General features: G+C 68.3%; 23 protein-coding genes and 2 pseudogenes. 13 read left to right on the top strand and 12 right to left on the bottom strand.

Annotated elements, in window-relative coordinates; genetic code table 11:
• Positions 1 to 9: 9 nt before the first annotated feature.
• Positions 10 to 1,524, bottom strand: a complete 1,515-nt coding sequence (locus H0524_RS06070) for a FadD3 family acyl-CoA ligase (protein WP_180197762.1) — start codon at positions 1,522 to 1,524, stop codon at positions 10 to 12.
• Between the two features lie 169 nt (positions 1,525 to 1,693).
• Here H0524_RS06070 and H0524_RS06065 point away from each other — a divergent pair, with 169 nt between their 5' ends.
• Positions 1,694 to 2,725, top strand: coding sequence for a DUF3068 domain-containing protein (locus H0524_RS06065; protein ID WP_180197761.1), 1,032 nt, complete (start codon positions 1,694 to 1,696; stop codon positions 2,723 to 2,725).
• 53 nt (positions 2,726 to 2,778) lie between these two features.
• Here the strand turns inward: H0524_RS06065 and H0524_RS06060 are convergent, their stop codons facing one another.
• Positions 2,779 to 4,218 (bottom strand): MFS transporter, encoded by a 1,440-nt coding sequence (locus H0524_RS06060; protein WP_180197760.1) that lies wholly within the window; start codon positions 4,216 to 4,218, stop codon positions 2,779 to 2,781.
• A gap of 345 nt (positions 4,219 to 4,563) precedes the next feature.
• Positions 4,564 to 4,824, bottom strand: coding sequence for a Prokaryotic metallothionein (locus H0524_RS06055; protein ID WP_255435802.1), 261 nt, complete (start codon positions 4,822 to 4,824; stop codon positions 4,564 to 4,566).
• Between the two features lie 244 nt (positions 4,825 to 5,068).
• Between H0524_RS06055 and H0524_RS06050 the strand changes: the two are divergent.
• A pseudogene (locus H0524_RS06050) lies at positions 5,069 to 5,808 on the top strand (DNA polymerase beta superfamily protein).
• Between the two features lie 362 nt (positions 5,809 to 6,170).
• Here H0524_RS06050 and H0524_RS06045 read toward each other — a convergent pair.
• On the bottom strand, positions 6,171 to 6,926 hold the full coding sequence (locus tag H0524_RS06045) for a 5-formyltetrahydrofolate cyclo-ligase (RefSeq protein ID WP_180197759.1): 756 nt from the start codon (positions 6,924 to 6,926) through the stop codon (positions 6,171 to 6,173).
• 10 nt (positions 6,927 to 6,936) lie between these two features.
• Positions 6,937 to 8,154: a helix-turn-helix transcriptional regulator gene (locus H0524_RS06040; protein ID WP_218941495.1), complete on the bottom strand. Its 1,218-nt coding sequence runs from the start codon at positions 8,152 to 8,154 to the stop codon at positions 6,937 to 6,939.
• A 365-nt stretch (positions 8,155 to 8,519) separates the two neighbouring features.
• Here H0524_RS06040 and amcA point away from each other — a divergent pair, with 365 nt between their 5' ends.
• Positions 8,520 to 8,678, top strand: coding sequence for a multiple cyclophane-containing RiPP AmcA (amcA, locus tag H0524_RS25265; protein ID WP_304610799.1), 159 nt, complete (start codon positions 8,520 to 8,522; stop codon positions 8,676 to 8,678).
• Between the two features lie 38 nt (positions 8,679 to 8,716).
• Positions 8,717 to 8,968, top strand: coding sequence for a hypothetical protein (locus H0524_RS06035; protein WP_050565345.1), 252 nt, complete (start codon positions 8,717 to 8,719; stop codon positions 8,966 to 8,968).
• A gap of 69 nt (positions 8,969 to 9,037) precedes the next feature.
• On the opposite strand, the gene H0524_RS06030 is transcribed toward H0524_RS06035, so the two are convergent.
• From H0524_RS06030 to H0524_RS06015, 4 genes are all read right to left on the bottom strand, one after another.
• Entirely contained in the window at positions 9,038 to 9,214 is a 177-nt protein-coding gene (locus tag H0524_RS06030) for a hypothetical protein (protein ID WP_018215817.1), read from the bottom strand.
• A gap of 206 nt (positions 9,215 to 9,420) precedes the next feature.
• Complete coding sequence (locus H0524_RS06025; RefSeq protein WP_180197758.1) at positions 9,421 to 10,578, bottom strand: thiolase domain-containing protein; 1,158 nt, start codon at positions 10,576 to 10,578, stop codon at positions 9,421 to 9,423.
• Entirely contained in the window at positions 10,575 to 11,633 is a 1,059-nt protein-coding gene (locus tag H0524_RS06020) for a thiolase domain-containing protein (RefSeq protein ID WP_018215815.1), read from the bottom strand. Before H0524_RS06020 ends, H0524_RS06025 begins: the two co-directional genes overlap by 4 nt.
• On the bottom strand, positions 11,630 to 12,643 hold the full coding sequence (locus H0524_RS06015; RefSeq protein WP_180197757.1) for a Zn-ribbon domain-containing OB-fold protein: 1,014 nt from the start codon (positions 12,641 to 12,643) through the stop codon (positions 11,630 to 11,632). Before H0524_RS06015 ends, H0524_RS06020 begins: the two co-directional genes overlap by 4 nt.
• 90 nt (positions 12,644 to 12,733) lie before the next feature.
• Between H0524_RS06015 and H0524_RS06010 the strand changes: the two genes are divergently transcribed.
• Complete coding sequence (locus tag H0524_RS06010) at positions 12,734 to 14,284, top strand: acyl-CoA synthetase (RefSeq protein WP_180197756.1); 1,551 nt, start codon at positions 12,734 to 12,736, stop codon at positions 14,282 to 14,284.
• A gap of 5 nt (positions 14,285 to 14,289) precedes the next feature.
• Here the strand turns inward: H0524_RS06010 and H0524_RS06005 are convergent, their stop codons facing one another.
• Complete coding sequence (locus tag H0524_RS06005) at positions 14,290 to 15,084, bottom strand: crotonase/enoyl-CoA hydratase family protein (RefSeq protein WP_180197755.1); 795 nt, start codon at positions 15,082 to 15,084, stop codon at positions 14,290 to 14,292.
• Positions 15,085 to 15,147: 63 nt separating this feature from the next.
• Here H0524_RS06005 and H0524_RS06000 point away from each other — a divergent pair, with 63 nt between their 5' ends.
• The 5 genes from H0524_RS06000 (at position 15,148) to H0524_RS05980 (ending at position 21,059) form a co-directional block, all read left to right on the top strand.
• Positions 15,148 to 16,767, top strand: coding sequence for an acyl-CoA synthetase (locus H0524_RS06000; RefSeq protein ID WP_180197754.1), 1,620 nt, complete (start codon positions 15,148 to 15,150; stop codon positions 16,765 to 16,767).
• Positions 16,757 to 17,851 (top strand): nitronate monooxygenase family protein, encoded by a 1,095-nt coding sequence (locus tag H0524_RS05995; RefSeq protein ID WP_018724652.1) that lies wholly within the window; start codon positions 16,757 to 16,759, stop codon positions 17,849 to 17,851. The genes H0524_RS06000 and H0524_RS05995 overlap by 11 nt, the downstream gene beginning before the upstream one ends.
• Before the next feature lie 131 nt (positions 17,852 to 17,982).
• Positions 17,983 to 19,140 carry a hypothetical protein gene (locus tag H0524_RS05990; RefSeq protein ID WP_180197753.1) on the top strand — a complete coding sequence of 386 codons (1,158 nt, stop codon included), beginning with the start codon at positions 17,983 to 17,985 and terminating at the stop codon, positions 19,138 to 19,140.
• 3 nt (positions 19,141 to 19,143) lie between these two features.
• The gene (locus tag H0524_RS05985) at positions 19,144 to 19,920 is read left to right on the top strand and encodes an SDR family oxidoreductase (protein WP_018724654.1); all 777 of its coding nucleotides are present in this window, start codon (positions 19,144 to 19,146) and stop codon (positions 19,918 to 19,920) included.
• A gap of 14 nt (positions 19,921 to 19,934) precedes the next feature.
• Entirely contained in the window at positions 19,935 to 21,059 is a 1,125-nt protein-coding gene (locus H0524_RS05980) for a sulfotransferase (protein WP_180197752.1), read from the top strand.
• Here the strand turns inward: H0524_RS05980 and H0524_RS05975 are convergent, their stop codons facing one another.
• Complete coding sequence (locus H0524_RS05975) at positions 21,060 to 21,932, bottom strand: TIGR03619 family F420-dependent LLM class oxidoreductase (RefSeq protein WP_180197751.1); 873 nt, start codon at positions 21,930 to 21,932, stop codon at positions 21,060 to 21,062.
• Between the two features lie 106 nt (positions 21,933 to 22,038).
• Between H0524_RS05975 and H0524_RS05970 the strand changes: the two genes are divergently transcribed.
• The 3 genes and pseudogenes from H0524_RS05970 to H0524_RS05960 form a co-directional block, all read left to right on the top strand.
• A complete protein-coding gene (locus H0524_RS05970) occupies positions 22,039 to 22,794 on the top strand; it encodes an SDR family oxidoreductase (RefSeq protein ID WP_180197750.1) in 756 nt (251 codons plus the stop codon).
• Between the two features lie 341 nt (positions 22,795 to 23,135).
• Positions 23,136 to 23,621, top strand: coding sequence for a hypothetical protein (locus H0524_RS05965; protein ID WP_180197749.1), 486 nt, complete (start codon positions 23,136 to 23,138; stop codon positions 23,619 to 23,621).
• Between the two features lie 218 nt (positions 23,622 to 23,839).
• Positions 23,840 to 24,043: pseudogene (locus H0524_RS05960) on the top strand (IS5/IS1182 family transposase); the annotation flags it as partial.
• Between the two features lie 653 nt (positions 24,044 to 24,696).
• On the opposite strand, the gene H0524_RS05955 reads toward H0524_RS05960, so the two are convergent.
• Positions 24,697 to 25,179: a pyridoxamine 5'-phosphate oxidase family protein gene (locus H0524_RS05955; protein WP_180197747.1), complete on the bottom strand. Its 483-nt coding sequence runs from the start codon at positions 25,177 to 25,179 to the stop codon at positions 24,697 to 24,699.
• Positions 25,180 to 25,201 lie beyond the last annotated feature (22 nt).

The following is a 25,201-nucleotide window of genomic DNA, read 5'->3' as shown; positions in this document are numbered from 1 at the left end:
CGGCAGCTGTCAACTCTCCGCGCGGAGCAGATACTTGAGGACCTTGCCGGAGGCGTTGTGCGGTAGTTCGGACCGGACCTCCACCGACCGCGGCACCTTGTAGTTGGCCAGTCGGCTCCGGCAGAACTCGATCACCTCAGCTGCGTTGAGGGAGTGACCCGGGTGGCAGGTCAGGTAGACCTTCCCGACCTCGCCGAGCCGTGGGTCGGGCACGCCGATCACCGCGGACTCGGCCACTCCCGGAAGCTGCGCGAGTGCGCGCTCGACCTCAGCCGGGTACACATTGAAGCCGCCACAGACGTACATGTCCTTGAGCCGGTCGGTGATGGTCAGGTAGCCGCGCTCGTCAAGGTGCCCGATGTCGCCGGTGTGTAGCCACCCCTCGCCGTCGATCGCGGCCGCGGTGGCGGCCGGGTCGTCGAGGTAGCCCAGCATCGTATTCGGTCCCCGCAGCAGCACCTCGCCACCCGGGTCAGCGATGCGGAGCTCGAATCCGGCCGCTGCGCTTCCGGAGGTCTGCGCCACGGTCTGCGCGTCGTCGCCCGGCCGGCACATCGTGGCGACCACCGCCTCGGTCAGCCCGTACGCGGTGAGCACGTCCGCGCCGAGCTCCGTGCGGATCTGATCGACGAGGGCCGGTGGCACGGTGGCCGCTCCGGTCACGGCCAGGCGCAGGCTCGACAGGTCGAATCGCCGAGCGTCGGGATGACCCATCAGGCTGGTGTAGAGGGTGGGTGGCCCGGGTAGGACGGTGATCCGCTGGTCTGCGATCAGGGCCATCGCCTGGGGTACGTCGAAGACTGCCTGCGGCACGATGGCGGTCCCGCTGGCCAGACAGGCGAGGATGCCGGCCTTCAGGCCGAAGCTGTGGAAGAACGGGTTGATCACGAGGTAGCGGTCGTCGGGGGTCAGCCGGGCGATATCGGCCCAGGCGGCAGCCACGGCCATCGACTGCCGGTGCGCGCTCATCACCCCCTTGCTGCGCCCGGTGGTGCCCGAGGTGAACAGGATGTCGCTCAGGTCGTCGGGGTTGACCGCGGCGGCGCGGGCGTCGGCCTCCAGTTCGGGAACCGACCCGCTCCGGGACACGAACTCCTCCCACCCGGAGGGCACCCGCACGACCAGGCGGGGGAGCTGTTTGCCCTCGGCCGTCGCGGCGGCTCGCAGCGCGGCGAGTCGGTCGGTGCCGAGGAACGGGTCCACCACGACGAGTCCGCTGGCACCGCTTCGATGGATCACGTCGAGCGCCTCGATCCCGGTGAACCGGGTGTTGACCGGCACCAGGGTGAGGCCTGCGTAGCTCGCGCCGAGGGCGGCCAACACCCACTGTGTCGAGTTTGGTGCCCAGAGCGCGAGCCGGTCGCCCGGGCGTAGCCCCGCGGCGATCAGGGCCTGTGCCACGCGCCGCACCTCGGCGAGGAGCTCGGCGTAGCTCAGCTGCGCTACGCCGGGCTCCACCAGGGCCGGCGCCGAGCTGAACTCACGCGCCGCCCGGTGCAGGGCCGCTGGGATCGACGGCATCATCGGGACCTCCCGGCACGATGTGGCCAAGCAAGTGCTTGGTCAGCGTACGCGGGGCTGGGCATCGGCGCCAGTAGATGACGGTACGGCGAAAGACGTGTTGCCGAGGGGTTTCCTTGCTGGGTAAGTGGCAGTAGATTTAGAACAAGTTTCACCTAGGGAGGGTGTGCTGATGCGACAGAAAATCGGCGCGGCTCTTTTCGGTCTGGGGCTACTCTGTGTTGTCGCAGCCGTGGGCCTGGTATGGCTGATCGTGCCGGGGATCAAGCAGGTGCCCTATGATGTGACGCCACCAGACATCGTGGTAGTCGCGCCATCAGCCACCTTTGTCAGCGCCCGGACGCTGCCCAACGGTGACCCCGCGGTGACCGTCGAGACCGGCACTCTGCGTTCGGCCACCGGCATCAAACCAGACAACGATACCGCCGCCGAGCTCACCGGAAGCCTCGCGGGCGAAACCCTGATCTGGAACGTGTATCAAGCAACCGACTGGGTCGATCGCGACCTGCCGGTCGAGCGGTCCGAGAGCCGTATCGCCCTCGACCGGGTGTCCGGCGCCGCCGCCGAGTGGGAGGGCCAGTGCTACAACGACGTAGCGGCCGAGGACCTGGGTGCCACCGGGTGTAAGGCGGGGAATATCGCGTACACCGGGCAGCTGTACCTGTTCCCCTTCGATACGAAGAAGCAGACCTACCAGTACTTCGACAGCACGCTGCAGCAGTCGTTGCCGATGCCGTACCAGGGTGTGGAGGAGGTTGCTGGCCTGGAGACGTACCGCTTCGAGCAGACCATCCCGCAGCGGGGCCTCGACATGGACGAGGAGACGGTTGCCCAACTGCTTGGCTTCCTGGCACCGGAGGCGACAACCGCAACGATGAGCTACCGCGCCTCTCGCACGCTCTGGGTGGAGCCGATGACCGGTGGCATTCTGGGCTACCGCGACCAGCAGCACCACGAGTTGGTCCCCGACGTCGGGCCGCCGGTGGTCATCTTCAACGCCACCTTCCAGTACGACGACGCCACCGCCGACGCGGTGATCGAACAGGCCAGAGATGGTCGGGCGCAGTTGCTGCTGTTCGGTCGCTACCTGCCGATCGGCATCCTGGTGGTGGGGTTCCTCGCCGCCGGGGTCGGGTTCGTGCTCGTGCGTCGGGGACGGTCCCGGGGGCCCGGACCAGCAACCGCCGCTCAGGTGGCCTCCTGAGGTCGCGACGGCAGCAACCGAACGAGCTCCACGCTCTGCGCCCACCGGTTGCTCTAGGCTGCGCGCTTCCGTTCGTCGCGGCGGTCGCCGACGATGTCGACGAGGCAGATGAGGAGGGCGGCGACGATGATGCCGACCTCCACGGCGAGCGCGTATCGAAGTGCGGTCGACCAGCGTCCGTCGTTGGCGGCCACCGCCGCGAGCAGGGTCGCGGTGATCATCGCCAGCCCCACCGCGGCTCCCATCTGTCGCATGGTGCGATACATGCCGGCGGCGCTGCCGGCGTCGGGCTTGGGTACCTGGGCCAGCGCCAGGGTGTTGTTCGGTGTGATGACGAGGCCGCTGCCGATTCCGGCGAGGAAGAGCGGGAACGCGGTCGCGGCCGAGAAGGCGGCCCCCTGCAGGCCGGTGAGAGCGGTCATGATGGCGAGGCTCGCCAGGACGATGATGAGTCCGATGACCAGCAGGGCGCGGCCAAGCCGGCCGACGTAGCGTCCGCCTAGCACGGCGCCGAGGGTGGAGCCCACCGCGAGAGGTGCGAGCGTCAGGCCGGTGTTCAGTGGACTGGTGCCGAGCCCGTACTGCAGGTGGAAGCTGAAGATCAGGGGTAGGGAGATGAAACCGGCGTAGAAGAGGAATCCGAGCAGCAGCCCCAGGCGGTACGGCCGGTGGGTGAACAGGCGAAAGTCAAAGACCGGTGGGTGACGCCGGATGGTGGAGGTTTCCCAGGATCGGAAGGCGACGAGGACACCGAACCCGGCTGGCACCAACAGCCACGGTAGCCAGCCCATCCACTGTTGCCATTGCAGCGCGGGCAGGATCACCAACATGATCCCGAGGGCGAGCAGCAGCGTTCCGACCAGGTCGTGGCGATGATCGGCCTGGCGGCGAAGCGGCTTCTTCGGAAAGAAGCGCCAGATGAGCATCGCCGCCATGATCCCGATCGGGACGTTGATCAGAAAGACGAGCCGCCAGCCATGGTTCACTCCGCCCTCGGCGATGACCAGGCCGCCGATCAGTGGTCCGATGGCGGTGGCCGCGTTGGAGGTGGCACCGACCGCGCCGAAGGGGCGTCCGCGCTCCCTGGGGCGGAACAGTTGCTCCACGAGGGCGGTGATCTGGGGTGCGAGGACGCCCGCCGCCGCGCCCTGGAGAAGTCGGGCGACCACCAGCACCGCGCCGGAGTTGGCCAGTCCTGCCAGTGCGCTGGCTCCGACGAACATGGCCAGGCCGATGAGCATGGCGTGACGGCGGCCTTTGGCATCGCCGAGTCTCCCAGCGGGGACGAGGGCGAGCGCGAACATCAGTGAGTAGCCGGAGACGACCCATTGGAGAACGTTGTCGTCGGTGCCGAGCGCCTCGTCGATGGAGGGCAACATCACGGTGATTGCGCCGATGTCGATCCAGCTGATGAACGACACGACCAGCGCGATGTTGAGGACTCGCCAGGGTTGGGTGTGCGCGATCCCCACCGGCGCTTGCCACCGTGACATCCTTACCGCCTGGTCTTGGGGCAGCGGCCTGCTGGGTGCGATCCTGTCGACGTTGTCCAGTCACCTGGTACGAGATCGACTGCTCTGACCGTGGGATTCCGGTGGCGGTGTTCCGCTGGCCGGCGGAAGCCGACGCGGTGTGTGCCAGCCGGCGGGGTCGGGGCAAGGTTGACGGTCGTGGTTGTAGGCGGTGATGGGGGCGGCGGCACACGCGGATTCGTTTACTGGGGCTGCCGCCTGTGGGTGGCACCAGGACGATGTCCGTGCGTTGCGGATCGGTTGGGCTCGCGGTGGCCCGAGGTCCACCGTGAGCGGCCAGACCTGTGCCGCCCCCTTCCGCCCCACTTAGGCCGGCTGGGCCGTCAACGTGCCGCGCAGCTCGGCGGCCAGGGACCCCTCCTCGGTTCGGGCGCAGTGGGTGCCGCAGTAGAAGCGGCCGGAGACCTCGATGCCATGGCCCACGATCTTGACCTGGCAGTGCTCGCAGTTCATGGCGAGCTTGTGGTTGGCGCACTCGAGGCTGTCGAAGGTGTGCACATCGCCGTTGGCCATGTGTACCTGAAATGGCATCTTGTAGTCGTTCCCGCAGACCTCACACCTAGCCATGTCAAACCCCTCAAATCGGATACGTGAGGAAAGTGTCGAACACCGACTGCGGGTCGGCAACCGGAATCGGCAAACCACCAGGGGTGACGCCCAGCGAGTCACCTGTTTGGGGGGTGAGGTGCACCGTGCCAGCCTCATGACAAGCTCAACCCGTGCTAGCCAGCGACGACACCCGCAGCGACGCCCGATCCCGCTGGGAAAAGACCATGCAGTGTCGGGTGATGCTCCGGTAGCGTCGCTGGGCGTGATCGAGCTTGTCGAGCGGCGTACCGTCCTCGCCGTCGTGGTCGGATCACGGGCGTACGGACTGCACGGACCGGATTCCGACTACGACCGGCGTGGTGTGTTCGCGGTACCGACCCGCGCGTTCTGGCACCTGGACAAGCCGCCCACCCACGTTGACGGGCCAGCGGCGGAGCAGTTCTCCTGGGAGTTCGAACGTTTCTGCCTGCTTGCTCTGCAGGGCAACCCGACGGTTCTGGAGGTGCTCTGGTCCCCGCTGGTCGAGACGATCACCCCAGATGGGGAACGGTTGCTGGCGGCGCGGCAGGCGTTCCTGTCGCGGCGGGTGGCTGAGACGTACGGCACCATGCGCACCACTACCTCGGGTTCGCGGCGACCCAGCAGAATCTGTACGCCAAGACCGGGAAGCTCAAACCCGCGCTGTACACGCTGCGCGTTCTGCTTACCGGGATCCACCTGATGCGGACCGGCCGTCTCGAGACCGACCTCGGTGTGCTCGGGACTGGGCTGCGATACGTGCCTGACCTCATCGCCGCCAAGCGGGAGGCCGAGCAGGGACCGTTGCCCGCGGGCGCCGCGCCGCGACTCGCCGCCGACGTGCCGCGGCTTCGCGCAGAGCTGGAGGCGGCCCGAGACATGTCGGCGCTGCCCGACTCCGCAGACCCGGGGGCCGTGGGCGCCCTGCACGACCTGGTCGTACGCACCCGTCTCGCGATCTCGTGCGTTACTGCGAATCTTTGATCATTGGTTCCCCAAGCAGTGTTGCTCGACGGACAGTCAGGTCCGCCAGGATCGGTGAGGAATAGGTGCACCTGGTCGTTGCGGGCTGTGTGCGCGAAAGGTGTTGCACCCTGCCTGTGCGTAGGCGACGGTGTGGTCGGGCCTCGTGAGTCCGGCGGCTGCTCCCGTACCTGACCAATGGCGTCGGAGGGCGGTGTGACGATTCGCGCAGGGCTAAGCACACCCCAGAATTCGTCGGCTCGGGGACGGTTCATGGCTTGAGGGGTGTCTGCTTCTGGGCGGGAGCGGGGCCACGGGACGGTCGGGCCGCGCCGGACCTTCCCACTCCTTCTTCCCTGGCGGCCCCGCTTCGCGGGATGTGCTCAAGAGTTCCGCCGGTCGGGGTTTTGGTGCCGGATCACCTCGGCGAGTGCGGGGATGGTCTCTAGTTGCTCGGGTTGGAGTTTGCTGGCCACGATGCCGGCGGGCCGGGGCTGGTCGGGAGTGAAGGACCAGATTCTCGTAGGGGTGATCGCGAGGTCGACGCTGAAGTCATGCTTGTCGTGGGGCAGGGCGTCGTCAATGACCTGCAGTTCGTGCACGGTGGTCGCGATGGTGGTGTTTCCGGTGATGAGACCGGCGTCGGCGAGGAGGGCCAGTTCGAGGTCCGAGTAGCCGGCGCCTTTGCCGATCCGCACGCCGTCAGGTCGACCGATGGCGACGCTTCCGCAGACAACGAGGTCCACCGGGCGCATCTCCTGCGGTCCGACCAGGGGAGCGACATCGGCAGCACCGGTGCTGGTGGCGGCGATCTCGAAGGGCACGGTGAGGGCTGCGGGATCAAGTAGGAAGAACGGCTTGGTCGTGGCGAGTTTCGGTACCGCCATGTAGAGCAGTTTGCCTGCGTGTAGCGCTTGCACCCGAACGGGCAACTGGGCGCGGTCGGGGTTGCATTTGATGATGCTGGCGCTCTTCCATTGGTCGCGCTGGGCCAGGCGAGCCGCGGCTTGTTCTTTCCCGGCGAAGTCGGGGATGTGGCCATGCACGCCGAACGGGGCAGCGTTGCTGCGTTCGAGGAGATTCCAGACGCGTTGCCGGATGGCATGTTTCGCGTGGTCGAGGTCGCCGGGGGTGGTCACGCTGCGTCTCCTAGCTGGTCATGAGGGTGAGAAGTCGGTCCTTGACGTCTTGAACAGCCGGTTTGGCGCGCCAGGGGCGCAGGGCCTGGGCAGCGGTGAAGGCCAGCTTGAGGCCACCGCCGGATCGATTTAACTCGATAACATTGATGGTCTGGTGTAGATACGAGGTCGCGGCCTCCACGTCCCGGCGGAGGATGCTGGCCAGGACAAGGTTTCCGAGAATGACTGCAGTGGATTTCCGCTGACTGTGGGTGAACTTCCGGGCAGTCTGCAGCGCGGCAAGGGCCTTGTCGGGCCTGTTCAGGAACAGCCAGCAGGAACCTTCGAGCTGTGCGAACTGACTGGGAGCGAAAAGGATTTTGGCCGGATCATTTTGGTCGGCCGCGCGGAGGTGCGTCTCCGCCAGGCTTAGGGCTCTGGAGCAATCCCGGTCCTGACCGAGGATCGCGTGTGCCTCGGCGCGATGAAGGTGGGCGAGCCCGGCGATGACATCACTGTCGCCGCAGCTGACCTGCGCAGCCTTGCTGGTCAGCGCCAACGCCTTGGTAGGCTGCCCGGTTCCGTAGAGGGCGAGGAAGCTTTGCCGCAGCAGTGCATTGCCCTCGGTGACGAAATCTCGCGTTTCCTGGGCGGCGTTGATCGCCTGTTCGAAGTAGGCCGCACTGGCCGCGTGTTCGCGGCGCTGAGAGGCGTCCCAGACGAGCTGGCCCATCAGGGTCGCCGACTCGCCGACAGTTGCTGCCAAAGCGTGTTGAACGCCGCTGTTGGCGTGCTGGCGAAGGAAGAGCACCTGGCCGTGTAGCTGTCCGGCGTCGGCGAGTAGGCGGGTCGAGGGCGTGTGGTCGTAGCGTTCGTCGAGGCGCTGGACGCATTCTCGCAAGTAGGCCACGGTGACCAGGTCGACCCGTTGTGGATAGCGCAGCACATATTCGAGGCGTTCGTTCGGTGGTTCTGGCGGCCGGCCTACGTCGGCCAGTAGATCGGCCAGTTCCTCGACCGACACGCGCAGAGTTGTGGCCAGCCGAGGTCGATGACAGGGCTGTGGATCCGTCTCCGCCCGTTCCCACCGGACAATGGTTGATCGATCGACGCCGAGCTTTTCGGCCAGGTGTTCCTGGCTCAGCCCGATCAACTTCCGGCGTTGAGCCAGTCGTTGCCGCTTGCCCGCCACGCGCCGTTCCTTCCGCCGTGGTTGCTTTCCGGTCCATTCATCCAGCTCAGCAGCCATCGCGCAACTGGGTGCGCCACTTTTGCGCAGTTCCCGCGCTGGAGTCCCACAACGATCCACGGTTGCGTAGAGGTATGGCCCGGGGCGGGTGCTGGCCGATGGCACCAGGCGGCACGGCAAGGCCGCCCGTCCTCACTGCCCGCCCGCCCCGGCGCCACTCCAAGCCCCAAGATGATGCGGAGAGATCCAATGCGCATGGCGAGCAAGATGGAGCCAGTTGATGTCGGTGACCACGTTGCCGACGACAGTTCGCCTCACTCGGAATCGGGCGGACCAGTGTCGTCCGTTGGGTCAGAGTGCGGATTGACATTCCGGCAGGAACTCGTTCCGGTTCTCGTGGCGACCGGACCGGACCAGGTTCGATCATGACCGTGTACGTCTCGCGGTACGCCATGACAGGCGAGCTGTCTCGGAGGACTGCTGCGACTCCGCCGATGCGGTCGGACGCAGTCGATCAACCTCTGCTGACACACGTGTGGCGGATGGTGTTCGAACAGCAAGCCCGGAAGTGCGAACGACGGTGAGCGGTACCGGAGATTGCGTTCGAAAGGTGAACCGGCTGATGCCATCGGAGCATCTACCGCTGCGTCCACTTTGGCTGTGCCGACAGTGCGGTCAGCCCTGGCCCTGCGGGCCGGCGCGGCTCGCTCTGGTTGCCGAATACCGCGACAACCGGGTCAGTCTCTTCCTCTACCTGGCCGGCCTGCTCCACGAGGCCATAGAAGACCGGCACCGACTCAACCCGAGTGCCACCGGTGACGTACCGGACCTGTTCGACCGGTTCCTCGGCTGGCCCATCCGGTCGCAGTCGTAGGCGGCTCCGCTGTGTCCTGCTGGAGTAGCCCGTGGATTGCCGCTGCCGGTCGGCAGCGGCGGGCAGCTGTCAGCGGGTGCCGTAGAAGGCGGGTGGGGCGGCGGGGTCGGAGTCTTCCTCGCTGGCCATCTCCCTCGCGACCTCGGCGGCGGTTGGGCTGAGGGCTGCCATGGTGGCCGCGATGCCGAGGGCGGCGATCGCCACGCCGATCGCTGCACTGAGGAACAGGATCTTGAAAGTGTTCATCTGGACCTCCCCATCGGGGTTGTCTCCCGCGAAGCGCCGGGATTCGGCGATGGTTGACCGTCTCCCGCCACCCGGGCGTCCTCTGCTCGTGCCGGGCGATCGGTACCGGCTTCGTTCAAAAGTAGAACCTGTTACATCAATTGAAGCACACAATGCATGCTGTAGAGAATCATGGAGGTAGTAAAAACTAGAACCTGTTCCTGTGATTAGAGGTCCGGGGTGTCGCCGACGACCCACATCGAGAAGAACTGCGACCCGCCGCCGTACGCGTGACCCAGTGCCGTTTTCGCTCCGGCCACCTGGTGCTCGCCGGCCCGTCCCATCACCTGCTTGGCCGCCTCGGCGAAGCGCAGCATGCCGGAGGCGCCGATCGGGTTGGAACAGAGCACGCCGCCGGACGGGTTGACGGGCAGGCGTCCACCGATCCGGGTCTCGCCCGACTCGGTGAGCTTCCAGCCGTGTCCGGCTTCGGCAAAGCCGAGGTTTTCCAGCCACATCGGCTCGAACCAGGAGAACGGTACGTAGATCTCCGCCACGTCGACCTCGGCGAGGGGATCAGTGATCCCGGCCGCCTGCCACAGCGCCTGGGCGGCCTCGGCGCCGGCCCTCGGGTTCACGTGGTCCTTGCCGGCGAAGTAGGTCGGCTCGGTGCGCATCGCCGTCGCCCGGATCCAGGCCACCGGCCGCTCGCTCGCCTCGGCTGCCGCCTGGTCGCCGATCACGATCGCGCAGGCGCCGTCGGAGGAGGGGCAGGTTTCGTCGTACCGGATCGGGTCCCACAACATCGGCGAGGCCTGCACGGACTCCAGCGTGATCTCCGGCTGGCGCAGGTGCGCGTTGGGGTTGAGCGCACCGTTACGCCGGTCCTTTACCGCGACCATCGCCCCGACGTGCTCGGGTGCGTTCGAGCGTCGAATGTAGGCGCGGACGTGCGGCGCGAAGTAGCCACCGGCCCCGGCCCCGATGGGCGCGGTGAAGGGCGGCTGGATGGAGAGCGCCCACATCGCGTTGGACTCCGACTGCTTCTCGAACGCGACCGCGAGTACGCGTTGGTGCACACCGGCCCGGACCAGGCTGGTCGCCACGACCCCGGTGGCACCACCGACCGAACCCGCCGTGTGCACCCGCAGCAGCGGGCGCCCGGCGGCTCCCAGCGCGTCGGCGAGGAACAGCTCCGGCATCATCACGCCCTCGAACAGGTCCGGCGCCTTGCCGAGCACGACCGCGTCGATCTGCGGCCAGTCGACGCCCGCGTCGGCCAGTGCGCGGTCGATCGCCTCCCGGCACAGCCCGGCCATCGACACGTCGGTACGGCGTGTCTGGTGCTGCGTCTGCCCGGTGCCCAGCACGGCTGCTCGTTTCATGACCTTGCCTCCAGCACACAGATGAGGTTTTGCTGCAACGCCGGCCCGCTGGTGGCGTGTCCGGCCGCCCGCCGGGCCTGGCCGGTCATGACCTGTTCGGCTGCGGCGCCGATGCGCGCCAGCCCGGCCGAGAACATGGGGTTGCCGCAGAGCGCACCCCCGGACGGGTTGATCCGGACCCGGTCGCCGAGGCCGAGCGCCGTGCGTAGCAGTAGCTCCTGGTGGGTGAAGGGGGCGTGCAGCTCGGCCACGTCGAGGTCCGCCGGTAGGGCCACCGCCTCGGCCGCGGCGGTCGCGGACGGCACCGTGGTCAGGTCCCGCTCGCCGAGGCCCTGCGGGTCGACCCGGTGCGCCACGCCGCTGATCCAGGCCGGCTGCTCCCGGTGTCGGCGGGCGCGCTCGCCGGCGGCCAGCACCAGCGCGGCGGCGCCGTCGGAGACGGGAGCGCAGTCATGCGCCCGGAGTGGATCGGCGAGGTAGGGGGTGGCGACCAGCTCGTCCACGGTGGGCTGCCCGGACACCTGGGCGTAGGGATTGGTGGTGGCGTCGGCCCGGCTGCGGGCCGCCACCTCGGCCATGGCCTGCTCGGTGACGACCCCGGCGTCGATGGCGAGCCGGGCCTGGAGCGCGGCGACACTCACCGAGTCGGGCCAGAGCGGCGCGGTCACGTATGGGTCGAGTTGGAGTGCCAGCACCCGGCGCAGCAGGCCGGCCGAGGACTTGCCGAAGCCGTAGACCAGTGCGGTCTCCGCCTCTCCGGCCAGAATCTTGACGTACGCCTCGTAGAACGCCCAGGCCGCGTCCATCTCCACGTGCGACTCGCAGATCGGTGGGTACGCCCCGATCGCGTCGATCGCGTTGACGAAGGAGAACGCCCGGCCGGCGAGGTAGTCCGATGAGCCGGAGCACCAGAAGTCCACCTCGCGGCGGTCGAGGTGGGCCGCTGACAGGGCCTGGTGGAAGAGCGGGACGAGGGTTTCGACGCCACTGGTGGTCCCCGCGGAGGGTCGGCAGGGTGCCTGGGCGAAGCCGATGACGGCGACGGCAGGATTCACAGGTGCTCCTGGTAGGACTCGTACGGCGCATCCGGTTCGCCGGTGGGGCGGAAATGCGCGATGTTCTCCGGGGTGGTGGACCAGGTCGCCCGGTCCCGCCAGACCGCGGCCACCCGCATGCCCATCCGGACGTCACCGGCCTGGCCGATGATCAGGTGGGGGATCGGGATGTCGGCACCGTCGAGGAGGACCTGGGCGACCACGTACGGCGGTTCCAGTCGCTGTCCGGGGAAGGGAACGTTGACCACGCAGAAGGTGGTGACCGTGCCGTGATCGCGGACCGGCACCTCCTCCTCGGTCGGCACCCCGTCAGCCGGGCAGACCCGGGGCGGTACGTAGACCTTGCGGCAGGCCGGGCAGCGCTGGCCGAGCAGCCGTCCTTCGGAGAGCGCGTGCAGGTATCGACTCTCCTCGGCGGAGGCGGTGTGCGTGTAGGAGAGCCGAATCGGAGTCACAATGCCGATCACGGGATCAGCGCTGGTGGCGGGGTCGCTGCCGGCCCCGGGTGTGCCGTTGGTGCCGGGTACACCGCTGGTGGTGTCATCGGGCGTGCGGGGCGGGCCCGGGTCGGGCTCGAAGCAGGCGATGTCGCGGATGTCTCCGGATCGCTCCGTGGCCCAGCGGACGCGGACCCGCATGCCGGTTCGCATCGACTCCCGGGTGCCGGCATCGACGGCGTGCAGTAGCGCCGTGTCGGCCCCGTCGAGCCGGATCAGTGCCCAGCCGAACGGTCGGTCGAGGGGCTGCCCGTCGAGCGGTCGGTCGGTCCAGGTCCAACTGGTCACGGTGCCGGTTGGCGAGACGGGAACGAGCTCGGTGATCGGGGTGTGGGTCGCCGGATCGTATTCGAGGGGGGGAACGTGGACGCGGCCGTCGGCGGTGCGGGCGCCGAGCACTCGACGGTCGCGGAGGCCGGTCATGAATCGCCCCAGGACCGGACCGAGGGAGCGGGTGTAGTCGAAGGCGATGTCCAGTGGGGCGGCGAGCGGGGGCGCCGAAGCGGTATCCACGAGGGTCAGTGAAACATGTTCTAGCGAGATGAATCAAGGTCACTCCTTGCCTGCTGTTCAGGAAGTGGAACACGTTATAGAGTCCGGTCCATGACTGGCATCGGGCTGTGGAACATCGCGAGTCAGGATCCGGATGGGATCGCCGTCGTTGACCCGGATGGCCGGGTCGTCACGTATGGCGAGCTGGCCGCCGAGGCCGACCGAATCGGGCGCGGCCTCCAGGCGCTCGGGCTGGCACCCGGGGACACCGTGGCGATGCTGTTGCCCAACAGCGCCGACCTGCTCGCCGCCGAGTTCGCCACCCTGGAGACGGGGCTGTACTCGGTGCCGCTGAACTGGCATCTGACCGCCGCCGAGATCGCCTACATTCTGCGCGACAGCGGTGCCCGCGCGTTCGTCGCGCACGGCCGGTTCGCCGAGGTGGCCGCGGCCGCCGCCGCCGAGGCCGGCGTTCCCGCCGACGGATGCTTCGCGGTGGCGGGTGGGGTTCCCGGGTTCCGGCCGCTCGCCGACCTCGGCGCCGAGGCCTCCGACCGCCCCACGCCGCGCACCCTCGGTGCGCTGATGGTCTACACCTCTGGAACGTCTGGCCGGCCCAAGGGCGTACGTCGTCCGCTGACCGGCGCCGACCCGGACATCGTTCCGCCGGTGTCACAATGGTTCTTCGGGCTGTTCGGCCTCGAACCCTTCGACTCGCACGTGCACCTGTGCTGTTCGCCGCTCTACCACACCGCGGTGATGAACTTCGCGGTCATCTCGCTGCAACTCGGCCATCCGGTGGTGCTGATGGACCGGTGGGACCCGCACGAGATGCTGCAGCTGATCGAACGGCACCGGGTCACCCACAGTCACATGGTGCCGACCCAGTTCCGTCGCCTGCTCGCCCTGCCGGAGAAGGTTCGGACGGCGTACGACCTGTCGTCGATGCGGGTGATGATCCACGGCGCGGCGCCGTGTCCACACGAGGTGAAGCGGCGGATGCTCGACTGGTGGGGGCCGGTGGTGGTGGAGTACTACGCCGCCAGTGAGGGCGGCGGCACCCTGATCACCGCCGAGGACTGGCTGGCCCGGCCCGGCTCGGTCGGGCAGGCCTGGCCGGGCTCGCAGGTGCGGGTGCTCGGCGCGGACGGCACCGACGCGCCGACCGGTGAGCCCGGGACGGTGTATCTGCAGATGGGCGAGACGACCTTCGAATACCTCGGCGACGCCGAGAAGACCCGGCAGTCCTGGCGCGGCCGCATGTTCACCGTCGGCGACATCGGCTACCTCGACGACGACGGTTACCTCTATCTGTGTGACCGGAAGAGCGACATGATCATTACCGGTGGCGTGAACGTCTATCCGGCGGAGATCGAGGGGGAACTCGCCGCCCATCCGGCGGTGGCGGACGTGGCGGTCTTCGGCATCCCGCACGACGAGTGGGGTGAGGAGATCAAGGCCGTGGTGCAGCCGGAGCTGGGGGTGACGGCGGGTCCGGAGCTGACCGGCGAGCTGCTGGAGTTCCTGACCGGCCGGCTGGCCCGCTTCAAGCTGCCCCGCAGTGTGGACTACGTCGAGGAGTTGCCCCGCGACCCGAACGGCAAGCTCTACAAGCGAATACTGCGCGACCCGTACTGGGCCGCGCAGCAACGCTCGATCTGACCTGGCTACTTCCCGTGGAACTGGGGGGTGCGCTTCTCGATGAAGGCGCGCGGGCCCTCCTTGGCGTCGGTGCTGCGGAACACCGCCGTGCCGATCGGGGCCTCCAGAGTGAACGCCTCGTTCTCGGCCAGGCCCTCGGTCTCCCGGATCGTGCGCAGGATCGCCTGCACCGCCAGCGGGCCGTTCGCCGCGATCATCCCGGCCAGCTCGAGGGCCTTGTTCAGGGCCTGCCCGTCCGGCACCACGTGTCCGATCAGGCCCACGTCCCGGGCCTCGTCGGCACCCAACTGGCGTCCGGTCAGCAGCAGCTCCGCCGCGACGGCGTACGGGATCTGTCGGACCAGCCGGACGGCGGAGCCGCCGAGGGGGAACAGGCCCCAGCAAACCTCGGAGACCGCGAAGCGGGCACTGGCCCCGGCCACGCGGAGATCCGTTGCCTGAAGGATCTCGGTGCCGCCCGCCACCGCCGGCCCCTCCACCGCGGCGATCAGCGGTTTGGTCAGCCGCCGACCTTTGAGTAGCGCGTCGATCCGGGAGAGGTCAGCGCCGTTGAACCGGTCACCGGGGTGGGACTGGTTCATCGCGCGGAGGTCGGCGCCGGCGCAGAAGGCGCCCCCGGCGCCGGTGAGGATGCAGGCCCGGATCTCCGGATCGTTGTCCGCGCGGTCCCACGCGTCCCGCATGATCGCGAGCATCTCGGGGGAGAGGGCGTTGCGGACCCGTGGCCGGTTCATTGTCACTATCAGGATTTGTCCACGTTGCTCCACGAGTGCGTGCGGCTGGTCGGCTGCCGATTCCACGGGCGCCTCCTTCGATGATTTCCAAGGCTTGTCAGCGACGATAACAGGTTCTACTTTTAAGCGATGGTGGCAAATATCGCAGACCTGTTTGAGCATGCGGTTGACGCCTTCGGTGACCGTCTCGCCGTGTTCCTCGGCGACCAGGCGATCAGCTACCCGGAGCTGGAGGAGCGCGCCAACCGGCTGGCCCACTTCCTACGTGACCGCGGCGTGCGCCCCGGTGACCACGTCGGCCTCTACGCCGGTAACTCGATCGAGGCCGTGGTGGCCATGATCGCCGTCTTCAAGGTGCGCGCCGCGGTCGTCAACATCAACTACCGGTACGTCGAGAACGAACTGCGCTTCCTCTTCGCCGACGCGGAGTTGTCGGCGTTGATCCACGACCGTCGCTTCGCGCCCCGCGTCGCTTCCGTGCTGGCCGGCGCCGCCGGTCCGCACACCGTGGTGGCTCTACCCGACGGCTCGGCGGAGGAGATCGGCGGGTACGGCGGCGTGCCGTACGCGGACGCGCTCGCCGCCGGCGACCCGGCTCGGGATTTCGGCGAGCGCTCGGCGGACGACCTCTACCTGCTGTATACCGGTGGCACCACCGGCTACCCGAAGGGGGTGCTCTGGCGGCAGGAGGACGTGTGGCGCGCGCTCGGCGGTGGCGTCGACTTCATGACCGGCATTCCGCTCGAGGACGAGTGGGCCCAGTCCGCCCGCGGCGCCAGCGGGACCGCGATGGTACGCCTCTGCATGGCCCCCCTGATTCACGGCAACGCGCAGTGGGCGGTGCTCGCCGCGCTCTTCGCCGGTGACACCGTGGTGCTGCTGTCGCGCTTCGACCCGGAGGAGGTCTGGCGGACGATCGAGCGGCGCCAGGTGAACGTGCTGGTGCTGATCGGCGACGCGATGGCCCGTCCGATCATCGAGGCCTACGCCGCGGGTGGCTACGACGGCTCGTCGGTGGCCGCGGTCTCGTCCAGCGGTGCTCTTTTCTCCCCGGGGGTCAAGCGGCAGTACCTGGAGTTGCTGCCCGACGTGCTGGTCACCGACGCGATCGGGGCGTCGGAGACCGGCTTCATCGGGCTCGGCGTGGTCGCCGAGGTGCCCGGCGGCGCGGTGCAGGACCCGCGGGTCACACCCGGGCCGACCACGGTGGTGCTCGGCCCGGACGGACGGCCGGTGTCGCCGGGCGGGGAGGGGCGCCTGGCGAAGAGCGGCTTCCTCCCCCTCGGCTACTACAAGGACCCGGTCAAGACCGCCGCCCTGCTGATCGAGGTGGAGGGCGTGCGGTACGCGCTCCCCGGTGACCTCGCCCGGCTTGAGGTCGACGGCACCATCACGTTGCTCGGTCGGGGTAGCACCTGTGTCAACACCGGCGGTGAGAAGGTCTTCCCGGAGGAGGTCGAGGGGGCGTTGAAGACGCACCCCGACATCTTCGACGCACTGGTCGTCGGGGTGCCCGACGAGCGGCTCGGGCAGCGGGTGGCGGCGGTGATCCAGCCCCGCGCCGGCGTCACGCTCGACCTGGCGGCGGTGCGAACGCACCTACGGGAGCGGATCGCCGGCTACAAGGTGCCGCGGTCGATCTGGCTGGTGCCCGAGATCTCCCGCACGATCAGCGGCAAGGCTGACTACAAGTGGGCGCAGCGGCATGCGGAACAACACCCGGCCGAGGAGGTCAGCCATGCGGACTGAGCTGTGTGACCGGCTCGGCATCGCGCATCCGATCGTCGGCTTCAGCCCCTCTGAGCAGGTGGTAGCGGCGATCAGCCGGGCCGGCGGGCTGGGCGTGTTGGGCTGCGTGCGATTCAACGACCCGGAGGAGCTCGACGCGGTCCTCACCTGGCTCGACGAGGAGACCGAAGGCCGGCCGTACGGGGTGGACGTGGTGATGCCCAGCACCGAGCCGGCCGAGGGTGCTGCGGCTGATCTGGACCAGCTGATTCCGGCGGGGCATCGCGACTTCGTGGAGCGAACCCTGCTGCGCCTCGGTGTGCCGCCGCTCGGCGGCAACGGCGAGCACCAGGCCGGCGTGCTCGGTTGGCTGCACTCGGTGGCCCGCAGTCATGTCGAGGTGGCGTTGACGCACCCGGTCCGACTGATCGCCAACGCTCTCGGTTCGCCGCCGTCCGACGTGATCGCCCAGGCGCACGCGCGGGGGGTGCTGGTGGCCGCGTTGGCCGGCCGGGCCGACCATGCCCGCGCGCACGTGGCGAGCGGGGTCGATCTGGTGGTCGCGCAGGGGTACGAGGCCGGCGGCCACACCGGTGAGATCGCCAGCATGGTGCTGGTGCCGGAGGTGGTGGACGCGGTCGGTGAGCAGGTGCCGGTGTTGGCCGCCGGTGGCATCGGGAGTGGCCGCCAGATCGCGGCGGCGCTCGCGCTCGGCGCGGGTGGTGTCTGGATGGGCTCGGTCTGGCTCGGCACGGCCGAGTACGAGAGCGGCTCCGCGCTGCGTACGGCGCTGCTCCAGGCCGGGTCGGCGGACACGGTCCGCAGCCGGATCTACACCGGCAAGCCGGCCCGGCTGCTGCGCAATCGGTGGACCGAGGCGTGGAGCGATGAGGGGGCGCCCCGGCCGCTGCCGATGCCACTCCAGAACCTGCTGGTGGCGTCGGCGCACAGCCGGCTGATGGATTCGGATGATCCGACTGTCGTTCCGATGCCGGTGGGGCAGATCGTGGGTCGGATGAATGAGGTGCGCCCCGTCGCCGACGTGGTGGCGGATCTGGTGGCCGAGGCGGAGCAGAGGTTGGTCCACCTCGGAGGGCTGCGCTAGGGGTGGTCCCTACGGGCTTGGTCAAGCGGGGATGGGCAAGTGGTCGTGGAAACTGCACCGTGTGGTGCCGAAAACGGTCCGTTTTCGGCACCATATTGACCACAAAGTAGAACGCGTTCTATTATGGTCTCGTGCTTACTCAGCCGTTTTCCCACGCCATCGCGGAAGCCGAGCGGGTCATCACCGAGGCGGCCCACGTCCGCGGCCAACAGGATCTGCTCGAGGGCTACGACTACCTGGCTGGTGGCATCCGAAGCTCGATCCAGATGGCCTGGTCCTACGACCGCGAATTCCCCTACTTCGTCCGCTCCACCGGCCCGTACACGAAGATGGGCCTCGACAATCCGGACACCCTCTACTTTCACGCGTGGCTCCACGACGACGCGGAGTACGTGGTGACCGGCCGCCGGGGCAGCACCGCCGACCTGAGCTTCCAGATCCTCGACGGCTCCTACTCCCCGGTCAACGTCCCGGGCAGCCTCACCGCCTTCGATGACCGTGAGATCGAAATCGCTGCCGACGGCACCTTTGAGATTCGGTTCGGGCCGGGGCTCTCCGGCCCGAACACGTTCCCGCTCGCCCCCGGCTCGGCCATGCTCGTGGTGCGCGAGGTGTTCAGCGACTGGGCGGCCGAACGCCCCGGGATGCTACGCATTCACCGCCCCGACACCATCGGCGGGACACCGCCGCCGCTGACCGAGGAGACCCTGGCCAAACGCTACGCGGTGGCCGGCAAGATCCTCACCGGTCGGATTCACACCTTCCTCGCGTTCGCCGAGCGCTTCTACCTGAACCTGCCGGTGAACACCCTGACCCCGCCCCGGCTCACCCCCGGCGGGCTGGCGACCCAATACTCCTCGGTGGGGCACTACCAACTCGCCGAGGACCAGGCCATGGTGATCACCGTGCCGGTCTCCGACGCGCCCTACCAGGGCATCCAGCTGGGCAGCATGTGGTACATCTCGATGGACTACAGCAACCACCAGACGAGCCTCACCGTGCCCCAGGCCCGGATCGATCCGGACGGCATGATCCGGTACGTGATCAGCGAACGCGACCCGGGGTTGGCGAACTGGCTGGAGTGCACCGGCCACGATCGCGGCTACGTGCAGCTGCGTTGGCAGCGGCTCTCGCACGCGTTGACCGCCGCGGACGGGCCGCAGGTGGAGGTGGTCGCGGTGGACGACCTGCCCAAACAGGTGCCGTACTACCAACCGATCGGGCAGGCGGCGTGGCAGGAACGCATCGCCGCCCGGCAGGCCGCGACCGCGGCCCGGATGCTGGGCTGAGCCGTGTTGCTCGCGGAGAAGATCGTTGTGGTGGCCGGGGTCGGCCCCGGGCTGGGTCAGGCCATCGCGGTGCGTGCCGCGCAGGCCGGCGCGGACGTGGTGCTCGCCGCCCGCACCGAGTCCTTCCTCACCGAGGTCGCCGGCAAGGTACGGGCGGCGGGTCAGCGGGCCCTGACGGTACCCACCGACCTCACCGACGGTGAGTCGAGCGCCGCGCTCGTGCGGGCCGCCCTCGCCGAGTTCGGCCGCGTTGACGTGTTGGTCAGTAACGCCTTCGAGATGCCGCCGATGCGCGGTCTCGGGAAGGTCGAGTTGGCCGACCTGCGGTCGAGCTTCGAGGTCAACGTGTTGGCAGCGCTGCGCCTGACTCGGCTGCTGACGCCCGCGTTGGTGGAGTCCGGCGGCGCCGTGGTCATGATCAATTCTGCCGTGCTGCGCCACTCCCGGCAGGCGTTCGGCCCCTACAAGCTGGCCAAGGCCGCGCTCCTCGCCGCCGCGCAGAATCTCGCCAGCGAGCTCGGGCCGAAGGGCGTGCGGGTCAACTCGGTGGCACCCGGCTGGATCTGGGCCGACAGCCTGCGCCTCTGGTTCGACTACCAGGCGAACCAGCGGGGCGTGCCGCCCCAGCAGCTCTACGACGAGGTCGCCGCCACCACCGACCTGCGCCGGCTGCCGGTGCCGGACGAGGTCGCCGACGCCGTCCTGTTCCTCGGCTCCGGCCTGGCGCGAGGCATCACCGGCCAGTGCCTCGATGTCAACTGTGGCGAGTTCCATCACTGACCCCGGGAGCGAGCATGAGCAGCACCCGTACGGACGTCGGCACGATCGAGGACCTCCACGCCTCGGCGACCCGGCTCACCGGGCTCGACGACTTCGGCGACGACGACTACCGCGAGGGGATGGGCGAGCTGCTCGCCGCGTACCGGAATGAGGCGGCCCTCACGCCCACCGGCAGCAAGGTCTCCCGGGCGTTTCTCCGCGCGGCACTGGTGTCCCGACTGCTCAGCGAGGCCGCGTGGCAGCAGTTCCCGGAGTACGCCGAGGTCCCGGTCGCCCGGCCGATCTTCGTGACCGGCCTGCCCCGCACGGGCACCACCGCCCTGCACCGGTTGCTCACCGCCGACCCCGCGCACCAGGGGCTCGAGCTGTGGCTGACCGAGGTACCCCAACCCCGCCCGCCGCGGGCCACCTGGGAGTCGAACCCCGGCTACGCGAGTCTGCAGGCCGGCTACGAGGAGTACCACGAAACCAACCCGAGCCTGCGTGGTGCGCACTACACCGCGGCCGACCAGGTGGAGGAGTGCTGGCGGTTGCTGCGGCAGTCCATGATGTCGGTGTCCTTCGAGTGCCTGGCCTACCTGCCGAGCTACTCGCGGTGGTTGAGTGCGCAGGACTGGACCGCTGCCTATCGGCGGCACCGGCGCAACCTCCAGCTCATCGGCCTGCACGACCGAGACCGTCGCTGGGTGTTGAAGAACCCGAGCCACCTGTTCGCCCTCGACGCGCTGCTCGCCGTCTACCCCGACGCCGTGGTGATCCAGACGCACCGCGCGCCGCGGGAGGTGGTCGCCTCGGTCTGCAGCCTCAACGCGCAGGCGTGCGAGGGCTGGTCGGAGCTGTTCCGCGGGGAGGTGCTCGGTGGGGCGCAGGCGCAGCTCTGGTCGCGTGGGCTGCGGCGGTTCATGGCCGACCGCGAGCGACACGACCCGGCGCACTTCATCGACGTCTCCTACGACGACTTCGTAGCCGACCCACTCCGGGTGGTTGAGGTGATCTACGACCGGTTGGGGGCCCGGTTGACCACTGCCGCGCGAGCCGCGATGAGCTCGCTGCACCAGCGGCGCACGCGCCCCGCACACCGCTACGATCTCGCTGACTTCGGGCTGACCCCGGCTGCGGTGGACGCCACCTTCGCCTAGCTAGTGGATCTTGCTGATCACCTCGTCGGCGAAGCGGCGGATGCCGTCCCGCTTGGCGGCGAGGTCGCCGTCGAAGCCGACGCCGTAGTAGCGCCAGGGCACCACGATCGCGTCGGTGACGCCGGCCTCGGCCTGTTGCTGGAAGCCCACCAGGCCGAATCGGTCAACGCAGACCGCCTGGATCTCGAACGGCTGGTCGGCCCGGTCGTACTCGACGCGTAGCCGGGCAAGCTGGTCGATCGTCGCGCACAGCTCGTCGAAGCGCATCATGGCGGAGGTCCAGCCGTCGCCCAGCCGGGCCGCACGACGCAACGCCGCGTCGGTGTGACCGCCCACGTAGATCGGGACCTGCGCGGTCGGGGCCGGGCTCATCTGTAGCCGGCCGAAGTCGAAGTGCTTGCCGTGGTGTTCCACCATGCCACCGCCCAGGATCAGCCGCAGCACCTCAATCGCCTCGTCGCCCCGGGCGCCCCGGGCGGCGAACGGTGAGCCGCACCAGAGTGACTCCTCCGGCGACCAGCCCAGCCCGACGCCGAGCCCGAACCGGTTACCGGTCAGGTTCGCCACCGACCCGACCTGCCGCGCCAACAGGACCGGGTTGCGGGGCCCGAGTTTGAGCACCTGGGTGTAGAACCGGATCCGGGTGGTGGCGGCGCCGAGCGCGGCGGCGGTCACCAGCGGGTCGGCCCAGGGCGTCTGGGCATCCCAGAACCGGCTGCCGTCCGGCGTGTACGGGTACTTGGCGCTGACCTCTTCGGAGTAGAAGAGCGAGTCGGGGAGAGCGATGGCCGAGAAGCCGCACTCCTCAGCGGTTTGCGCCAGGTCGGTGAGTTGGTCGAGCGGGCTGAACACGATTCCGAGGCTGAACTTCATCTATGAACTGTAACGTGTTCTACACCATCGTGGGAGGGCCCTGGATGGTCTGGTCGCGTCGCATCCCCGGGTCGACCGGTGAATGATTGAGGGTTAATATCCATCAATGGAACCTCTCGATTTCACCGGCCGCGGTGTGGTCGTCACCGGGGGGACGCGGGGGATCGGTGCCGCGATCGCCGCGGCCTTCCTCGCGGCGGGCGCCCGGGTGCTGGTCTGCGGCCGGACCCCACCGTCCTCGGTGGTGCCCGATTTCGTGCCTGCTGACGTCCGTGACCCTGCGCAGGCCGCCGCCGTGGTGGCGGCGGCGACCGACCGGTTCGGTCGCCTCGACGTGGTGGTGAACAACGCCGGTGGAGCGCCCCCGGCGGCGGCGGCCAGCGCCTCACCCCGGCTGCACGCCAAGATTGTGGAGCTCAACCTGGTTGCGCCGTTGCATGTCGCGCAGGCGGCCAATGCGGTCATGCAACAGCAGCCCGGTGGCGGGGTCATCATCATGGTGGGGAGTGTCAGCGGCACGCGTCCATCCCCTGGCTCCGCCGCCTACGGCGCCGCCAAGGCCGGACTGCACCATCTGGCGACGAGTCTGGCCGCCGAGTGGGCGCCGGCGGTGCGGGTGAACAGCGTCGTCCCCGGTCCGGTGGCCGGCGATGGGAGCCTCCGGCTGGATTCGGCGGCGGTGGCGCGCACGGTGCCCCTGGGGCGACCCGCGACGCCGGCCGAGGTCGCCGGCGTCTGTCTGCTGTTGGCCTCTCCGCTGGCCTCCTATGTGACCGGGGCGGCGGTGGCGGTGCACGGCGGTGGCGAGTGGCCGGGTTATCTCGAGGACCTGCGCGGCCCTACTGCTGATCAGTCTTCGTAGGTAGCGAGCTTTCTCGGCGGCCTCCGGGATGAGCGTGGCCTGGACGATCGGGATAGCCGTTCGCGGATCAGCTCGGTCCGGGCAGGTCGGGCTGCGGGTGGGCGGCGGGGATGCTGGCAAGGGCCGGTCGGCAGCACGGCGCCGGTGCTGGGCAGTGCGTCTTGATCAATTGCCGCAATATTTGCAGATTTGTCCTATTTGAAGTACCAGCGCACCGCAACGTGCCTGCTCAGGCCCTTTTATCGCGATGAATCTAGCCTGTGGGCGTTCAGGTGAGTACTGTTAGGACAGAGCCCCTCACGAGGGGGTATTTCATCAGTGGTGGAGGTATTAGTCCTTTGTTGCGTAAACTGATCGGGCTGGCGGCGCTGACGCTGACCACCGCACTCGCCGCGCTGTCAATGCCCAACCCCGCATCCGCAATCAGTGCGCCGTCAATGCCCAGCCTCGAATCCGCACCCAGCGCGTCGGTGTCGGACCTGCCCTGTATTCCCCCTGACCCTGACCTTGTGCGGATATGTCATGAGTTCAGCACGACCGGTTCAGAAACTTGGGTAACGATCGGCTTCGGTATGAGGGTGCCCGTGATCCCCGCCAAATGGCGAGTGCAGATTCTGGACTCGGCGGTCAATGACCTGGTTGTTGACGAGGAGTTTATATACGGGGGTAATGTCGGCACGCCTCCTCCAGATTTTCGTTTTCAGTGTGGCCTAGCGCCCTTTCAGCTTTTTGTGGTGGGCCTGGAATATAGAGGGCAATACATCGAGGATGTGATTTACTGCCCCACGACCTCCCTCGATGAGCCTCTCCAGGCGAGCGGGCAGTAGCGGGTCAGTAGCTGTCCGGAATGCCTGAGAGGCTCCGGACGCGCCAGCTCGGACCGGTATGAAGTGGAGACGCAGAACCTCGGTAGGAGGCGGTCCTTCCGCGGATCCTCACCGAGGTTCTGCGTCGACATGAGTTTGTCACCACGCCGCCGTGCCGACGATACGCGAGGAGGCGGGTGAACCGGCTGGCCGGGCTGCTGGAAGCCGAGCGCGGGCCGGCACCCGGTTTGCGCGGTGCCCTTTTGCCCTTTGTGGCCGTCAAGGCCCCGGGCTACTCACATGTCAACATCGACGGCGTGCTGATCGAGTCCGACCGGTACGGCGCTCTCGGACCGACACCCGGCGTGGATCTCTGGTGGTCGGCCAAGCATGACAACCATGGCGGCAACGCTCACGTGGTCGCCGCCGACGATGGCTCGCCTGATTCGTAGGCGGATTTCTGGCGCAGGACGACAGTATTGCGGTGTCTGCCCTCAAAGGAGGAAGGGCCGAGAAAAGGCCCTCCGGGGTGGATCACGGAAACCTTGGCGATTCCCGTCAGTCCGGTCAGGAGGGCGCTTTCACGTTGCCAATCCGCCGTCACAGAGACTCTGGGTGAAGGGCTGATTGAACCGAGTGGGAGCGGGCCCGGGGTTGGCTTCCTCGGGATAGGTCGGCGGCGAGCCACCACCGTTCCCGGAACTCCGGGGTGGCAAGGGGCGCGGGGGATGTCTAGGGGTGGGCAATTATTCTATTGTCGGCGGGCGAGGTTACCGACTCCTCGGTGTTTATGTCGTAAAAGTGTTCACAGCTGATGTTGTACTTACAAGAGAGAAATAGTCTCCAAGAGGAGGGTTCAATGACAATCTCCGCGGCTGTCTAGGTCCCCGCGGAGATTGCTCCATGCGTCTACTTTGATGTATCACCAAGGCATCGTTGTGATTTGTCTAAGCACTGTGGAGAGGGCAGTCTGTTGTAGATAACCGAGGCTTGTGGTCCGGTCGGTCCAGGGCTGGCGTGGCGACAGTCCTGGCGCGTGTCCGCGGTGGAGGAGAACTCTGGCCACCGGGGGAGGAGCGCTGGCCAGGGGTGGCCCTCAGGTCACCAGTCGGCGGTGGTCCCAGCTGACCACCCGCCGCGGCTCCACCAGATAGGCCGCCCGCTTGGCCGCCGCGTGCGCGACATAGCCGTCGAGTGCCGCTGCCACCTCATCGGGCGGCAGATCGCCTGCCGCCAGCGGGCTGGGCATCCGCGCGGCGATCAGGCGGCCGACCGCGGTGACTCCCGCCAGATCGTCGATCCGGGTGACCTCGCCGGCCACCTGGACGCCGCGCAGCTCGAAGTAGCCGTCGCCCTCCTCGACCAGGCAGGTCACCCGTGGGTCACGGGCCATGTTCCGGGCCTTCTGTGAAACGCGGTAGGTCCAGAAGGCGATGCGCCCGCCGTGCATCGCGTAGAACATGCTGACCAGGTGCGGTGTGCCGTCCCGGTTGACGGTCGCGAGCTGGAGCTTCCGGCCCTGGGCCAAGTGTTCCTCGACGTCCGCTGGTGGCATCGCCACCGTGGCGCGCTGGTTCACGACTCCTCGCCCTCCGCGTCGC

The organism is Salinispora sp. H7-4 (assembly GCF_013416675.1).
In the GTDB taxonomy this organism is placed as follows: Bacteria; Actinomycetota; Actinomycetes; order Mycobacteriales; family Micromonosporaceae; genus Micromonospora; species Micromonospora vitiensis.
This window is presented reverse-complemented; position numbering and strand designations above follow the sequence as displayed.

Coding starts and splice junctions, on each gene's coding strand:
- H0524_RS06070 (WP_180197762.1), bottom strand. CDS start 1,524: ATGATGCCGTCGATCCCAGCGGCCCTGCACCGGGCGGCGCGTGAGTTC.
- H0524_RS06065 (WP_180197761.1), top strand. CDS start 1,694: ATGCGACAGAAAATCGGCGCGGCTCTTTTCGGTCTGGGGCTACTCTGT.
- H0524_RS06060 (WP_180197760.1), bottom strand. CDS start 4,218: ATGTCACGGTGGCAAGCGCCGGTGGGGATCGCGCACACCCAACCCTGG.
- H0524_RS06055 (WP_255435802.1), bottom strand. CDS start 4,824: ATGGCTAGGTGTGAGGTCTGCGGGAACGACTACAAGATGCCATTTCAG.
- H0524_RS06040 (WP_218941495.1), bottom strand. CDS start 8,154: ATGGCTGCTGAGCTGGATGAATGGACCGGAAAGCAACCACGGCGGAAG.
- amcA (WP_304610799.1), top strand. CDS start 8,520: ATGACCGTGTACGTCTCGCGGTACGCCATGACAGGCGAGCTGTCTCGG.
- H0524_RS06035 (WP_050565345.1), top strand. CDS start 8,717: ATGCCATCGGAGCATCTACCGCTGCGTCCACTTTGGCTGTGCCGACAG.
- H0524_RS06030 (WP_018215817.1), bottom strand. CDS start 9,214: ATGAACACTTTCAAGATCCTGTTCCTCAGTGCAGCGATCGGCGTGGCG.
- H0524_RS06025 (WP_180197758.1), bottom strand. CDS start 10,578: ATGAAACGAGCAGCCGTGCTGGGCACCGGGCAGACGCAGCACCAGACA.
- H0524_RS06010 (WP_180197756.1), top strand. CDS start 12,734: ATGACTGGCATCGGGCTGTGGAACATCGCGAGTCAGGATCCGGATGGG.
- H0524_RS06000 (WP_180197754.1), top strand. CDS start 15,148: ATGGTGGCAAATATCGCAGACCTGTTTGAGCATGCGGTTGACGCCTTC.
- H0524_RS05995 (WP_018724652.1), top strand. CDS start 16,757: ATGCGGACTGAGCTGTGTGACCGGCTCGGCATCGCGCATCCGATCGTC.
- H0524_RS05980 (WP_180197752.1), top strand. CDS start 19,935: ATGAGCAGCACCCGTACGGACGTCGGCACGATCGAGGACCTCCACGCC.
- H0524_RS05975 (WP_180197751.1), bottom strand. CDS start 21,932: ATGAAGTTCAGCCTCGGAATCGTGTTCAGCCCGCTCGACCAACTCACC.
- H0524_RS05970 (WP_180197750.1), top strand. CDS start 22,039: ATGGAACCTCTCGATTTCACCGGCCGCGGTGTGGTCGTCACCGGGGGG.